Here is a 13927-nt window from a genome sequence, read left to right on the forward strand (position 1 = left end):
GCTTGGCTTGAATCCTTAACATATTACGCAAATTCTGATCCAGAATAGGATTATATTCTTGATAATCAACATGAAAATTTAATTCCAAATATCCCAAGCTGCTTCCGCTTGTAGATGAAGCATTTCCATACCATTTTTTACTTTTCCCCCCTTACTCGCCACAGCTTTCATAAGGGCGGTGTTTTCAGGATTATAAATTAAATCATACGCATAATGATCCTCTCCAATACGCTCCATTGGCAAGGGGGGCATTTCTTCCGTATGGGGGTACATGCCAAGTGGTGTGGTGTTAATCAATAAGCGATGACTGTCTAATATTCTGAGGTTATCTGCCAGCTCCTCGTAGGTAATGATGTGTTCGAGGTCGGATTGATTTCTGGATACCTGTAAAAAAGGGGTTTTAAGGTCAACTAAGGCCTGCATTACAGCTTTAGCCGCTCCCCCCGTGCCCAATATTAGTGCCTTCGGTTTGGAGCCTGGAATCCAATTATCCAGTGAATTACGGAATCCCACGTAGTCTGTATTGTAGCCGGTAAGTTTACCATTTTCTATCCGTATGCAGTTTACTGCACCAATGGCACTACAGGCAGGGTCCAATTCATTTAGATAGGGGATTACTTGAAGTTTATAGGGAATGGTGACATTTAAGCCCACCAATTCATTTTCCCTTTCCAACAAGGCAGGTAAATCCCGGATATCTGAAATTTCAAAAAGATCATATCTACAGTTGGCTAAATTTTCTCTTTCAAATTTTTCTGTAAAGTATTTTTTTGAAAAGGAATGGGTTAAAGGAAACCCGATTAATCCAAATCTTCTCATAGTTACTCAGGTTGTTGTTTGTAAGCAGCAATACGTTCAATGCCAACCACAAGTATAACACCCACCAAGAAAGCAAGTATGGCGACGAGAAATTGGGATTCCTGTCCGCTTTCAGCGAGGTAATGGTGTGGCCAAATATTTTCTGTGATGAAAGGTTGCTGTATTCCACTACTAGACATCCGGTAACTGAGGACCCGCTTCCAAGGCCATATTTTATTGATGGAACCCAACATAAACCCGGACAAAAAGGCGATGGTAATTGCGTGATAGTGCTTTAACAGCCATGAAATTACTCGGCTAAATGACAATAATCCAACAACACATCCCAGACCAAATACTCCAATTGTAACCAGATTTCTCTGATTCACCGCGGTCAGAATCTGCTCATATTGCCCCAAAATAAGAAGTAAAAAGCTACCGGAAATTCCCGGTAAAATCATGGCGCAGATGGCAATCGCTCCGGCAACAAAAGTAAACCATAGCGAATCCGGTGTGGTTACTGGTGGGATTTCCGTGATTTGATAGGCCAAATAGGCGCCTAAAGGAATAATCAGGATCGCAATTACGTTCCATTTCCGTATATCTCTGAGGATGATTAATGCACTGATAAGAATCAGTCCGCAAAAGAAGGACCACAAAGGAATAGGGTGGTTGGTCATCAAAAAGGTGATGAGTTTGGACAGGGAAAATATGGCCGTAAGTATCCCCACAAGCAATGTCAGGAGAAAGGAACCGTTCACATGTTTCCAAAATTCCCTAAACCTAAATGAGGCCAATAACCGAAGCGCATCCAAATCAATGGACTTGATGCTGTCCAGCAATTCCTGGTAGATTTTCGTAACCAAAGCGATAGACCCTCCAGATACTCCCGGCACAATATCTGCGGCACCCATGCCAACTCCCTTTAAAAATAAAAGGAGTTTATCTTTGACTCTATTCATGGTCTATTGCTAGTCAATAAGAATTGAAAATTGATTTGGTCTGGAATTATTTTTTCTCCAATTCCAAGAAATGATCAAAAGTATCACCCCTGAGTCCTAGACGTAAGGTCTCTAAGGGAATAAATTCGTTTGGAGCAATATTTCCCAGGTTGACATTTGCGCCAATCAGTTTGATAAACCAAACTTGTTGTTCTTTCTGTGGGGCCTCCCAAATGATTTTTTCCTCAGGGATTTTCGTCAGGATTTCCTCTACCAATCCTTGTCGGACTTCCCCCGAATCTCTGAAAAGACCAACCGTGCCACCCTCACGGGCTTCTCCAATTACTTTCCATGCCCCGGCTTCTAGTTCCTTCTGCATTTGCTCGATCCACTTGTATGGGGGGATAATTTTAGCGGCATCTTTGGACCCCACTTCCGATAGAACGGTGACTTGTTCTGAAAGCGTGCGAATGTATTCGCATTTCTTGTTGTGGTCCAAGACAATGGAACCGTCTGAGACCTCCGCAAAAGTAAGCTCATAAGTGTCCAACAGTTTTCGGTAATCGTCAAACTGGTCCCGGATGATAAAAGCTTCAAAAAGTGTCCCTCCAAAATAAACAGGAATACCTGCCGACCGATAGGTTTCGATTTTTGTTTTTAAATTTTTGGTAACGTATGACGTAGCCCATCCTAATTTGACAATATCCACGAAATCGCCACTCATACTAATAAAATCCTCCACCTCACGGAGACTTAATCCCCTATCCATGGCCATAGTAAACCCTGCTTGTCTAGGTTTTTCCGTCCGATAGGGGATACTTTTAAGAATATAATTCATTCAATCAATAGTTTGTATAAAGGGAAAATTTATTTGGTTGAATCAGTCTTATACTGATTTATGATTTTGTAGATAGCCTTTTGTTGCTCCAGCTCAGGCATAAGGTCAAACAAGATCACGTGTTTTTCAAAGTCCAAAGTTAATGCATTTTCCAAATATGAAAAGGCTTCTTTATATTTCCCAGTTTTAATCAAATAGACGACCAGGCGGTAATATAACTCCGGTTCTTCCGGTAGCTCTTCAATTCCCTCTTTGATCACATCCTCTGATTCCTCAAATCTGTTTTGATCAAAATAAATGATTGACAAGTTGATGTAGGTTTCTAAGAGGCCGGGTTCCAGGTTGATGGCCTCTTCATACGCTTCGGAACTTGCCTGTAGGTTTCCCAAATTATATTCAGACTCCGCCAGCCCAACCCAGTAATTGGCATTTTCATCGGAAAGGTTAAGTGCTTTTCTGAAATAATGAACGGCCTCAAAGTATTTCTTCCTTTTAAGCATGCACATCCCCAATCCAAACCAAGCATCATCGTATTCCGGGTCCAGTTTTGCGGATTTCTTAAAATACTTAAATGCCATGTCGATTTGGTCTAACTTCTCATAAGAGGCTGCCAAATAGCAACAATTCTCGGCATTGCTTCCTTCACAGTTGATGGTGTTTTGGTAAGCTTCCAGTGCCAACTCGTACTGCTTGGTATTCATCAGGGCATTGCCCAAGTTGAAATACGCTGAAGCAAAGGTGTCATCTATTAGTAGTGCATAATCATATGCCTTGATAGCTTCCTCGAACTTGCCCAGCCGATTATAAACTACGCCAAGGTTGTACCACGACCCCGAATTATAGGGATCCTCATCGATAAAATCCTGGTAAAATTGAAGGATATCATCAAAAGATCCATCCTCTTCCGTGATCATTGCGAGCTGGAAAAGGGCATCTTCGTGATTAATCTTCAACGTCACCGACTTTTTATAGCAAAAAATAGCCTTTTCGGTTTGATCTTCCATTCTATAGAAGTTGCCCAGCATATAATAGATCTCAGCTTTATCCTCTGCAATTGGAAGAAAACTCTCAAGAATTTCTATGGCATCTTTGTTTTGCCCCAGCAGTGAATATACATTGGCTAATGCCAAGAGGATCTCCTCATTATTGGGTGAAAGATTATTGAGGTTTTCCAGCAGCTCTACCCCTTCCTCCAGTTCATCGAGAAAGATAAGCCCTTGGGCAAGTAATAACTTTAATTCAATTGAAAATGGGAATTTATTGGTAGCGAGTTGACTGGTCTTGAGGGCCTTTTTGAATTTCAGATTATCCATGTAAAACTTGATGATATCCTCAAATTCCTCCTCGCCAAAATAAAGATCCTCGTTGGACTTTTGAGCATGTTCAAATCGCTGAACCAACTCTCTTTCCTGTTCTGAGTGGTTTTCAAAATCTCCCGTCATCGATCTTTTTTTAAATTCAATCTTAAGTTACCAAAATATTTGATAGCTTAAGGGGGTTAGGAAATAATTTTTTGCTTTTGCCTAAGATGGATATTAAACGGTTTGGTGCTTTTTTTCGTTCCTTATTGCCCATGCCAACGTTTCTTGGAGAGGTATGTAATTGTGTTTCAGGATGGACTGCACTTTTCCGTTGTCGAATGAGATATTCAGCTGGGCTACTTGGGCTGTTTGCCTATTCAATGGAAGGAGGGTTTTCCGAAACAGACTGGTTATTTTTGTCCAAACTAGGGCAAGATTCAAAATACCTGCAGATAATTTTTTGTCAGGAGCCTTTTTTTGGAAAACCGTGGCCATATTTTCGAAAAACTGTCGATATGAAATGGTTGCCGCATTTAGAATATAACGCTCGTTCCAAGGGGCCTTATCCATCAATGAGCGAATGAGCTTCACCGTGTCCCGAATATCGATGTAGTTTATTGACCCCAATGGATAATAGTCCTTTTCTTGGAGGACATATTGATAAATGGCTGCACTTGATCGATCATCATTTACTTTGCCCAGAATAATTGACGGGTTGAATACCATTACCTCCAACCCTTCTTGAGATCCTCTCCACACTTCTAGCTCTGCCATGTGCTTGGAAATCCCATAGGGAGTGTTCAGGTCTGACGTGACCCATTTGTAATTTTCATTGATGACACTCATTTCTGCGTCCCGGCCCAAAGCGGCAACTGAACTTATAAACGCCAGCCGCTTAATTCCCTTGTCAAGCATGACATTGACTACGTTGGCAGTGCCTTGCGTGTTGACCGCCAAAAGTTTTTTACTGTCTTTGGACGAAAAGGAAACCAACCCAGCACAATGAATTATAAAGTCCATGCCTTCGAAAGCCTCCTCCAAGGATTCATAATCCGTAATGTCACCTATATGCCATTGGATTTGATTTTCCAAGTCCCCCAAAAGCTCAAAGGTGCTACTGACCCTTCTCAACCCGTGGATTTCTCCCACTCCTTGTAATTCTCTAGCTAAATAGCTCCCCAGCAGTCCCGTGATACCGGTGATAAGAATTTTCATAGGTCAGGATTCAACAAGGTTAGATTCATAAGTTTGTGGTAATACTTTTCCTGTGGCAGGCGCTCCAGTGCTTCCAAATAGCGGATATTGTGACAATCTGTACCGACAACCTTTATTAGTCCACGGTCAATCAGTTTTTCCGCAAATTTTTTGATGGGTTTGGAATAATAACCGGTGAGGGACAGAAGGTTCATTTGAAAGAAGATATTTCTGTCGGCAAGCGAATCGAGCAATTCGGCGTCATGGTGGAGGTACAGGTATCTTTCCGGGTGGGCAAATACAGGCTGGTAACCAGCCATTTCCAGCCGGAAAAATGTTTCAATCAAAATTTGAGGTTTGCTCAAAAACCCAGTTTCAACCAATACCTTATTCCCTCCGAAAGTAAGGAGTTTCTGTTTTTTCTCTATCTTTTCAAAGAAAATTTCGTCCATATAGTATTCTGCCGCCGCTTCCAGTTCGATTGCAATTCCTTCCTTTGCCACTGCCTTCCGCATTTGCTTCAACCCTTCTTGGATGATTTCAGGGGTATTTCTGTAGAATTCACTCATGACGTGTGGAGTCATTATCAGCTTTTTCAAGCCTAATCCCTGAAGAATCCGGATAAGTTCGAGGGATTCCTCCACAGTTTTGGATCCATCATCGATGCCTGGGATGAGATGGCTGTGCATATCCACTTGCAACCATTCCAGATTGAGTGGTTCATTTTTTTTCGATGGGCTCTTTCTTATTAAATCAAATAGTGACATTAAAGGCCTCCTCCGCTAATTTTCACAAATTCTTTAAGGGTGGGCCAAGTTTGGTCTTTTTCGGACAAAACGGCTTCACTTACCCCCCAGTCTATACCTAACTCAGGATCGTTCCATAAAATTCCACCTTCGCTTTCCTTGTTGTACAGATCCGAACATTTGTAGGCGAATACTGCGTCCTCCAAGACCGAGAATCCGTGGGCAAAACCTTTGGGAATGTACAGCATATTTTGAAGTTTGGCATCTAGGACGACAGCATGGAATTTTCCGAAGGTAGGCGAGTCTTTTCTGATATCCACACACACATCGAGCACCTTACCGACAACAACGCGAGCAAGTTTTGCCTGGGCAAAAGCGCCTCGCTGGAAATGAAGGCCTCTTACCGTACCTGCCTCAGAAAAGGACTGATTATCTTGTTTCCACTGGGTTGGCAAACCGTGTTTTTCAAAAACATCCTGCTTGTATGTCTCTAAAAAGTAGCCCCGGTCGTCTTTAAAAATCCGTGGGTAAATCTCATACACATCTTGGATGGGGGTTTTTCTGATTTCCATAATAAAATAATCACATTTTAATAGTCAACTAATAGATGAAACAACAGGGCAATTAAATTGGAACACGCCACATAAATTTCGTCATTTCCACAATTTGTCAGCAAAATTAACTATTTTGCCTTTGAAGGGTAAAATATATCGCAAATTTTATTCTGATATGCCGATCCGGCATATGATTTGACCGTAAATGTGCTCAAGCGTGAGGTTATTTACGTATAATGAATCTAAAAGATGTGTAAATCGTTACCTCTTTACTAAAATTATTAATCAGTGAAATCGAGTGTATGAGTAAATACTCCAGAAAATTAAAAAAATTGAACGATACAGCTCCGGAACCTGAAACTGCTATCTTGGTTGCTTTGATCCATCAGCAGGATACGGAGAAAGGTGTGACGGATCATTTGGATGAGTTGGCGGAACTGACGGAGACATTAGGAGCCAAAGCCATCCATCGCTTCACCCAGCGGCTTGAACGGCCGGATGTTCGGACCTTTGTGGGGTCTGGAAAACTGGAGGAAATAAAAAACTATGTAGAGTTTTTTAAGGTGGACATGGTGATTTTTGACGATGACCTCTCTCCTTCCCAAATGAGGAATCTAGAAAATGAGCTGAAGGTCAAAGTCTATGACCGGTCTTTACTTATTTTAGATATATTTCTTAATCGGGCACAAACAGCCCAGGCTAAAACACAAGTGGAACTGGCTCGGTTTCAATACCTACTGCCACGGTTAACCCATATGTGGACGCACTTGGAGCGGCAACGTGGGGGAACTTCCACGAGGGGTGGTGCCGGTGAAAAGGAAATTGAAACGGATAAGCGGGATATTCGTAGCAAGATTACACTTCTCAAGGACAAGCTTGACAAAATAGAAAAGCAGGGATTCACCCAGCGAAAAGGCCGGGAAGGTATAGTCCGTGTCGCCATGGTGGGATATACCAACGTGGGAAAAAGTACGCTGATGCGACTGATGACAAAAGCCGACGTGCTCGCCGAAGATAAATTGTTTGCAACAGTGGACTCAACGGTTCGAAAAGTAGTGCTGGAAAACATTCCCTTCCTGCTTTCAGATACCGTAGGCTTTATTCGCAAGCTGCCCACACATCTTATTGAATCCTTTAAATCCACACTGGCCGAAATTAGGGAAGCAGATCTCCTTGTACACGTGGTGGATGTGTCTCATCCAGGATTTGAAGACCAGATCACCGTCGTAAACCACACCCTTAGTGAAATGGGGGTGAGTGATAAGCCTGTCATTTTGGTGTTCAATAAAATTGATATAGCAGCCAAAATGCCTTCCGAAGAAGAACGTATGTTTATGACGGAATTGGAAATTGAAGAAGGAAGCTTTATCGATTTCGAAAAACTGGAACAAAGCTACGCCAAGAAATCAGCCATCAGGCCGGTGTTTATGGCTGCAGAAACAGGGGAAAATGTAGAAGGTTTCAGGGCGGTGCTGACCGCAGAGGTGAAAAAATGCCACCAGAAAATATATCCCCATTACCTAGATGATGAGGTACTCGATCTTTCTCAATGGGAAGATTTATCTTAAAGGATTATCAAATCATGACCGGATTCTCCACGCTTTGGGGTAATAATTGTTTACCCGGTTACCTAGGTTTTTTACCCAACCAAGCGGCAAACCCAAGTAGGTAATTAATAGCCATCCTTTTTGGGAGTTATCCGCTGAAATCGAATCCTTTTTTAAAAATTTTAATGCCTCATCCCTCGACAGTTCAAGTCGGGGGATATTTTTTTTCTCCAACACCGAAAGGGCCCACTCGTGACTAGGGAGCCATTCACCACGAATCACCTGACCCAATTCTACACCGAAGTATCGAATATTTAAGCAGTCTGCCAGCTTTTCGAAAATTGGCTGTTTCTTTTCAGGTATGGCAAAATAGCTTTCCCCAAGCTGATACAGGCGAATTGCTCTTGTGCTATCAAGCTGGGAACTGATTTCTTCGGGAATGTCTTTAGGAGAGACACGCTTAAGGTGGGAATGGCGAAATTCTTTTGTAAGCCCCACCGACTGATCAGAATTCCCAGTGCGCCGCAGCACGCTGATAAATAATCCTTCCCCGGTGACCTGATGTGGAAAAAATCGATACCCGTAATAGGTGTCATCTTCCACAGCTATCTCACTTTCTCGGATTCCCCACTCCTCCCGCACCGGAATTCGGACGGGGTCGTAGGCAAACTCCCGAGTTAGAAAGGCAATACTTTCTTCATTTTCTTTTCGGTTGTAGGTGCAGGTGGCGTAAATTAGATAGCCTCCACCTTTGGGCAAGGCGCCTACCTGATCAATGATGCGTTGCTGCCGGGCTACACAGAGCGACACATTTTCGGGAGACCATTCAGAGATCGCCGCCGGATCTTTCCGAAACATCCCCTCTCCCGAGCAAGGAGCGTCTACCAGTACTATGTCAAAGAATCCTTCCAAATCTGAAAAATGCGAGGGATCATTTTGGGTAACTATTGTATTACCCAATCCCCATTTGATAATATTTTCTTTAAGTACCTGCGCCCTGCTTTTTATTACTTCATTTGCAACCACTATTCCAGTCTCCCCTAGATACGAGCTTAGCAAGGTTGATTTACCACCGGGAGCAGCGCAGAGATCCAGCGCAATGCTGGAAGGTGGAAGTTGTATGGTACTTAAGATGTGATGTAGGAATGTGGAGGAGGCTTCCTGTACATAATACGCTCCTCCGTGAAAACTGGGGTCTAGTGTAAACGACGGTCGCTCGGGTAAATAGTAGGCCGTAGGGCACCAAGGAACTGGATCCATGTTGGATGCCGATGAAATCGGTTTGTGTGGGTTAAATCGGATAGATGTAGGGCTGGCCTTTGCGAGACTCTTTCGAAAATCCTGGATTTCCTGTGGGTCCAAAACAGTTTCCAGCTGTTCTAAAAATTTACCGGGAAGGCTTTCCGATGGTTTATTTGGCATGAATTCGTTTTGTTATTTATCCCTATCAAGAATACAAAAATAGATGGATAAATATGTTATTGCATTTTTCATCTGAAATTTATCGTAAATTCGTGCAATAATTTTGGAAGTTTTCTGAAGGAATGAAGACTATAGTAAAGAGAATTGTTCGTTTCGGGGTCATCTTAGCCCTGGGTTTTTTTCTGGCCTCCATCGTTTCTGTGGCGATTCTCCGCTTCGTTCCGGTGTGGATTACCCCACTGATGGTCATTCGCAGTGTGGAGCAACTTTTTGATCCGGAAAAGGAGGTCATGTTAAAGAATTCATGGGTACCACTGGAGGACATTTCTTCCCACGTTCCGCTGGCTGTAATAGCTGCCGAAGACCAGAAATTTAGGACGCATGGCGGCTTCGATTGGGAGTCGATCAAAGAAGCTAGGAAGGATATCGATACCGGCAAGCGATTTCGTGGAGGAAGTACCATCAGTAATCAGACTGCCAAGAATGTCTTTTTATGGCAGGGCCGCAACCTGTTGAGGAAGGGAATGGAAGCCTATTTTACCTATTTGATTGAATGGTTTTGGGGTAAAAAGCGGATCATGGAAGTGTATTTGAATGTGATCGAAATGGGGGAGGGAATCTATGGCATAGAAGCCGCTTCGCAACATTTTTATAAGAAGCCAGCCAAAGAACTCTCCCGACAGCAGTCCGCTTATATCGCCGCGACCCTACCCAACCCCCGTCGCTGGAATCCCACCAAGCCAACAAACTACCTTCAGAGCAGACAGGCCTGGATATTGAGGAATATGAATAACTTGGGTCCGGTTGAATGGTAAGGAGGTTGAATTGACTATCGATTCTTTTTATTGGGGATAAAGTAAATAGATTTGGTAAATTTGACTCTAGTGCCCGACATCTTTTGGTATTAAATCGAAACGCAAAAACCCAGTCTGAAACAAAAACTAGCAGGGCATTTTAGAAATTTCTGAAATGGCCTTGCAAGAGCTTCTAGAAAACGCACTTATTCACCGAGACTATATAAAAAATGCTCCCGTTAGACTGATGGTATTCGATAACAGGATTGAAATTATAAGTCCGGGAAGTTTGCCCAACAGCTTGGTGGTTGAGGAACTTCGGTACGGAAACCCGGTGGTGAGAAATAACTTAATGGTAGGTTATGCCCTTCATACTATGCCCTACAGAGGATTAGGCTCCGGATTAAAAAGGGCTTATGAACATCAGCCTAATATTGAATTGATAAATGATGCCGAAGGCGAGCTGTTCAAAGTAATCATTCCGAGGCCGGAGAAGAAATGAGGTTAAATTTTAATCAAACCCTACTTCCTAATCTTCCCTATCACCCGAGAAGCAAAACTTGGCTTATCCCCGGTCAGCGTAAAATCATCCTCACTGACCCGCTTGACACTTTCTATCGTATAAAAAGCCTTGTCGTTTACCTGCTTTACTTTTTCAATATACGCTTTAAGGTTTTCCCGCTTCAAAACAGTAAACATCACCTGCACCCGGCCGTAGCGTCCCTCGGCTCCAACAATAGTAAATCGATGCTCTTTTTCCTTCATATAGTCCACCAGTTCGTTCATGGGTTCTGGTGTAATGATTCGTACTAGGACCCTCCCAAGAGCCAGCTTTTCCTCAATGGTCATCCCTACATAAATCCCCATCGCAAAGCCTCCTGAGTATGCAATGTACGACAAGGGGTTGTCAATGTTTTGAAAGATTTGCCCAATCGCCAAAAGCCAAATCATTGATTCAAAAAATCCCATTAGCGGGGCAATGAATTTCTTGCCGGACATTACAAATACAATACGTAGGGTATTGATGGATACATCCCCGATCCGAGCAAGAAAAATAAGCAGGGGCATAATTACATAGGAAAAAACATCGGATGATATCCCGAATGACTCAACGAATTCTTGCATGGAGGAACTGTTATGGAGAGGGCAAAAATACCCATTATATCCCGAAAAAAACAGGTAATTCTAGTTTTCGTCAATTGTCCTACTTATATTGAAATATATCCAAGGTAGAACCCATCAGTATTCCCAACCCATTGGGAATATTTGAAAAAACCTGTACGGGCTGGGCAAAGGGATCTCCTTCATTCCAATCCTGCAAGTCTGAAGTGGTATGATACTGATAGTAACTTTCTGTTACTGATTTTAGATTAAAATAAATCTCTCCCTCATAGGTTTCCTCCATCATAGTGCCTTGGATTAGCAAATCCATGATTGCTTCCTCTCCGTCAAAGAGTCTATCATCAAAAAGCAGAGTCTGTTCCGAATAGTAATCGGTCTCATAGACGGGATTTTTTGGAACAAAATAAGCGTTGCAGGAAACCTGATACTGAATGGGATTTCCATATGAATCTGATCGATGACGGAAGAAAGCCGACCACCATAGCGTAAAGGAAAACCACCCTTGATCAATTCTACGTTGTTGATAGCGTCTGCATTGAAAACACTGAAAAATCCGAATAGATGGGATGCGTTGTAAACAGGGACTCCATCCAGTAAGATTAGATTTTGGTCCGGTCCTCCCCCCCGTACATACAATCCACTGGCGCCTCCGGTACCGGATTGTACGCCAGGTAATAGCTGAAGAATTTTAAAAACATCCACCTCTCCCATAAGCGCTGGCAATTCCTTAATCTGCTTGATAGGAATATTAATGGTACTCATTCGGGTTACTTCCTGAATTTGATCCATGCTCTCCGCAGATACCACCACCTCTTCTAACATGGTGTCCAAACTCAGCTGGATGTTTAATGTCGTGTCTTGGGAAAGTATAAGCCGTACCCTAGCGGGCTGAAATCCTACAAAACTCACATAAAGATCTACGCTATCTGTTTGTGTGGTATAGCTGTAGAAGCCATAGGTATTCGTGACGGCGCCCTTTTGGGATATCCGGTCATATATATTTGCACCGATTAAGGTTTCCCCTGACGCTGACTCTTTTACCGTACCACTAATGGTAACCCGTTGCCCAAAACTCTTTTGCATAAAGCAAACGATGGCCAAACAGCATAGAAATATTCTCATCTCAATTATTTATTGGACTACTTAAAAAAGTAAAAAAACATCCTTTCAATAAAAACTTCCCTTGGCTAGGCTTTCTGGAAATTTCCCGCAAATATGCAAGAATTTTTTGAAAGGTAATCAGCCTTTTTAAAAAGCAATGGAATATTAAAATTAGGCTTCAGATGGTTCGGTTTTTACCCGCAAAATAGCCAAATCCGGCAAAACAAACCGAGCATGCCAACATCAGATATACCAAATTGTTCCAATTTGGCCAGATGTCTATTGCAACTCCAAACAACAAAGGACCGCAGGCTGCCAAATAGTATCCGGTGGATTGTGCCATGCCGGAAAGTGCCGCAGTGGTTTGGTCATTCCCAGACCGAACGGTGATCAGCATATAGGCCATGCTAAGGCTTGCCCCCATACATAATCCCGCAATGGAAATTCCAATGACATTGAGTAGCAGATGCGGAGATAACAAAAGGCCGAAACCTACTAGGTAACAGGATCCCAGAATTAAAATCATAAGAGATTGTTCACGGAACTTCAGGGCAATAATAGGGGATACAAAAGTTCCGATAAGTCCCACGACTTGCATCAGCGCAATGATCAACCCAGCATTAGTTGGGGTCACCCCCCGGAATATAAAAAAATCCGGCAGCCAGGTAATCAGCGTGAAAAACAGAAAGGACTGAACCCCCATAAACAGACTCACCTGCCAAGCCAGTTTGGAACGCCACACATTGGCCTTTTTATGCTCGTCGTGATTATTTGAAACAGTTTTTTTGGGTTTTATCTGTGGTATCCAAAAGAATATAGCGATACCCAAAAATAGCACCCAAAAGAGCAGTGATCCCCTCCAGCCCCAGCCTAAGTCCATTGCCAAGGGAACACTGATGGCGGAAGCTATGGCGGCCATTAGTGACATTGCCGTGGCATAAATGCCGGTGACTTTTCCCACTTTGCCAGGCATCCTTACCTTTACTAATGGAATTAACAAGACGTTACAGATCACAATGCCGATTCCTGTCAGGCCAGTTCCAATAAATAGTATCCAAGGACCACCCAAAACCCGAAACACAGAACCCACCGTGATCACAACCATACCGAGGAGGATCGCTCGGGCATGGCCCAGCCTTTTACCGATTGCGGCCGAGAATAAAGAAAATGTAGCAAAACTGATAAGCGGTAGCGTCGTCAAAAAACCTGCCCAGGCATTTGATAATGCCAAGTCTTCCCGGATAAAAGGAATCAAAGGTCCAACGGCCGTGATAGAGGGTCGCAGGGTAAAAGAGACCAAGAGAATTCCCAAAAGTAAAAATCCGGGTTTGTCGGATGATGGCAATTTATACATGTACGTAAAATTAGTGGAATTTATGCAGGGATGTGACCATTTAGGTCCGAGAAAAAATTAAATTAAAAAATATGGGGACAAAAAAATTTCGAAACAATTGTCCCCATTTTGGTAAAAACACTAAGTTTGAAAAGTTGCTTAATCACCCGATGTAAAGGTATGGCAATCCCATGGGTTAAAAAATACCCCGATCGGGGTATTTTTAGTATGGATTA

15 protein-coding genes are annotated in these 13927 nt (G+C 42.8%); 3 read left to right on the plus strand and 12 right to left on the minus strand.

The window, feature by feature from the left end:
• Window positions 1–78: 78 nt before the first annotated feature.
• The 7 genes from FQ608_RS22505 to rfbC form a co-directional block, all read right to left on the minus strand.
• The gene (locus FQ608_RS22505; protein ID WP_158860755.1) at window positions 79–819 is read right to left on the minus strand and encodes a shikimate dehydrogenase family protein; all 741 of its coding nucleotides are present in this window, start codon (window positions 817–819) and stop codon (window positions 79–81) included.
• A gap of 2 nt (window positions 820–821) precedes the next feature.
• The gene (locus tag FQ608_RS22510) at window positions 822–1760 is read right to left on the minus strand and encodes a DUF368 domain-containing protein (protein WP_158860756.1); all 939 of its coding nucleotides are present in this window, start codon (window positions 1758–1760) and stop codon (window positions 822–824) included.
• Window positions 1761–1806: 46 nt separating this feature from the next.
• Window positions 1807–2577, minus strand: coding sequence for a phosphosulfolactate synthase (locus FQ608_RS22515; protein ID WP_158860757.1), 771 nt, complete (start codon window positions 2575–2577; stop codon window positions 1807–1809).
• Between the two features lie 29 nt (window positions 2578–2606).
• The gene (locus FQ608_RS22520) at window positions 2607–4019 is read right to left on the minus strand and encodes a tetratricopeptide repeat protein (protein ID WP_158860758.1); all 1413 of its coding nucleotides are present in this window, start codon (window positions 4017–4019) and stop codon (window positions 2607–2609) included.
• A 93-nt stretch (window positions 4020–4112) separates the two neighbouring features.
• Window positions 4113–5093 (minus strand): NAD-dependent epimerase/dehydratase family protein, encoded by a 981-nt coding sequence (locus tag FQ608_RS22525; protein ID WP_158860759.1) that lies wholly within the window; start codon window positions 5091–5093, stop codon window positions 4113–4115.
• Window positions 5090–5839, minus strand: a complete 750-nt coding sequence (locus tag FQ608_RS22530) for a tyrosine-protein phosphatase (protein ID WP_158860760.1) — start codon at window positions 5837–5839, stop codon at window positions 5090–5092. The genes FQ608_RS22525 and FQ608_RS22530 overlap by 4 nt, the downstream gene beginning before the upstream one ends.
• Window positions 5839–6390, minus strand: coding sequence for a dTDP-4-dehydrorhamnose 3,5-epimerase (rfbC, locus tag FQ608_RS22535; RefSeq protein ID WP_158860761.1), 552 nt, complete (start codon window positions 6388–6390; stop codon window positions 5839–5841). The genes FQ608_RS22530 and rfbC overlap by 1 nt, the downstream gene beginning before the upstream one ends.
• A gap of 284 nt (window positions 6391–6674) precedes the next feature.
• Here rfbC and hflX point away from each other — a divergent pair, with 284 nt between their 5' ends.
• Window positions 6675–7940 (plus strand): GTPase HflX, encoded by a 1266-nt coding sequence (gene hflX, locus FQ608_RS22540; RefSeq protein ID WP_158860762.1) that lies wholly within the window; start codon window positions 6675–6677, stop codon window positions 7938–7940.
• 12 nt (window positions 7941–7952) lie between these two features.
• Here hflX and FQ608_RS22545 read toward each other — a convergent pair whose 3' ends face one another.
• Window positions 7953–9341, minus strand: a complete 1389-nt coding sequence (locus FQ608_RS22545; RefSeq protein ID WP_158860763.1) for a methyltransferase RsmF C-terminal domain-like protein — start codon at window positions 9339–9341, stop codon at window positions 7953–7955.
• 122 nt (window positions 9342–9463) lie between these two features.
• Between FQ608_RS22545 and mtgA the strand changes: the two genes are divergently transcribed.
• Both mtgA and FQ608_RS22555 read left to right on the plus strand, forming a co-directional pair.
• A complete protein-coding gene (mtgA, locus tag FQ608_RS22550) occupies window positions 9464–10156 on the plus strand; it encodes a monofunctional biosynthetic peptidoglycan transglycosylase (RefSeq protein WP_158860764.1) in 693 nt (230 codons plus the stop codon).
• 160 nt (window positions 10157–10316) lie between these two features.
• Complete coding sequence (locus FQ608_RS22555) at window positions 10317–10637, plus strand: ATP-binding protein (RefSeq protein ID WP_199856453.1); 321 nt, start codon at window positions 10317–10319, stop codon at window positions 10635–10637.
• Between the two features lie 20 nt (window positions 10638–10657).
• Here the strand turns inward: FQ608_RS22555 and FQ608_RS22560 are convergent, their stop codons facing one another.
• From FQ608_RS22560 to FQ608_RS22575, 4 genes are all read right to left on the minus strand, one after another.
• Window positions 10658–11260, minus strand: a complete 603-nt coding sequence (locus FQ608_RS22560) for a DUF2179 domain-containing protein (RefSeq protein ID WP_158860765.1) — start codon at window positions 11258–11260, stop codon at window positions 10658–10660.
• 79 nt (window positions 11261–11339) lie between these two features.
• Window positions 11340–11609, minus strand: coding sequence for a DUF4249 family protein (locus tag FQ608_RS27320; protein ID WP_234364346.1), 270 nt, complete (start codon window positions 11607–11609; stop codon window positions 11340–11342).
• Entirely contained in the window at window positions 11555–12379 is an 825-nt protein-coding gene (locus FQ608_RS22570; protein WP_158860766.1) for a TonB-dependent receptor, read from the minus strand. Before FQ608_RS22570 ends, FQ608_RS27320 begins: the two co-directional genes overlap by 55 nt.
• 157 nt (window positions 12380–12536) lie before the next feature.
• Window positions 12537–13712, minus strand: a complete 1176-nt coding sequence (locus FQ608_RS22575; protein ID WP_158860767.1) for a CynX/NimT family MFS transporter — start codon at window positions 13710–13712, stop codon at window positions 12537–12539.
• Window positions 13713–13927 lie beyond the last annotated feature (215 nt).

It is taken from the genome of Lunatibacter salilacus (genome assembly GCF_009797935.1).
GTDB classification, from domain to species: Bacteria; Bacteroidota; Bacteroidia; order Cytophagales; family Cyclobacteriaceae; genus Lunatibacter; species Lunatibacter salilacus.

What these genes read in the sequence shown, in the direction of transcription:
- FQ608_RS22505 (WP_158860755.1), bottom strand. Translation starts at nt 819, where the DNA reads ATGAGAAGATTTGGATTAATCGGGTTTCCTTTAACCCATTCCTTTTCA.
- FQ608_RS22510 (WP_158860756.1), bottom strand. Translation starts at nt 1,760, where the DNA reads ATGAATAGAGTCAAAGATAAACTCCTTTTATTTTTAAAGGGAGTTGGC.
- FQ608_RS22515 (WP_158860757.1), bottom strand. Translation starts at nt 2,577, where the DNA reads ATGAATTATATTCTTAAAAGTATCCCCTATCGGACGGAAAAACCTAGA.
- FQ608_RS22520 (WP_158860758.1), bottom strand. Translation starts at nt 4,019, where the DNA reads ATGACGGGAGATTTTGAAAACCACTCAGAACAGGAAAGAGAGTTGGTT.
- FQ608_RS22525 (WP_158860759.1), bottom strand. Translation starts at nt 5,093, where the DNA reads ATGAAAATTCTTATCACCGGTATCACGGGACTGCTGGGGAGCTATTTA.
- FQ608_RS22530 (WP_158860760.1), bottom strand. Translation starts at nt 5,839, where the DNA reads ATGTCACTATTTGATTTAATAAGAAAGAGCCCATCGAAAAAAAATGAA.
- rfbC (WP_158860761.1), bottom strand. Translation starts at nt 6,390, where the DNA reads ATGGAAATCAGAAAAACCCCCATCCAAGATGTGTATGAGATTTACCCA.
- hflX (WP_158860762.1), top strand. Translation starts at nt 6,675, where the DNA reads ATGAGTAAATACTCCAGAAAATTAAAAAAATTGAACGATACAGCTCCG.
- FQ608_RS22545 (WP_158860763.1), bottom strand. Translation starts at nt 9,341, where the DNA reads ATGCCAAATAAACCATCGGAAAGCCTTCCCGGTAAATTTTTAGAACAG.
- mtgA (WP_158860764.1), top strand. Translation starts at nt 9,464, where the DNA reads ATGAAGACTATAGTAAAGAGAATTGTTCGTTTCGGGGTCATCTTAGCC.
- FQ608_RS22560 (WP_158860765.1), bottom strand. Translation starts at nt 11,260, where the DNA reads ATGCAAGAATTCGTTGAGTCATTCGGGATATCATCCGATGTTTTTTCC.
- FQ608_RS22570 (WP_158860766.1), bottom strand. Translation starts at nt 12,379, where the DNA reads ATGAGAATATTTCTATGCTGTTTGGCCATCGTTTGCTTTATGCAAAAG.
- FQ608_RS22575 (WP_158860767.1), bottom strand. Translation starts at nt 13,712, where the DNA reads ATGTATAAATTGCCATCATCCGACAAACCCGGATTTTTACTTTTGGGA.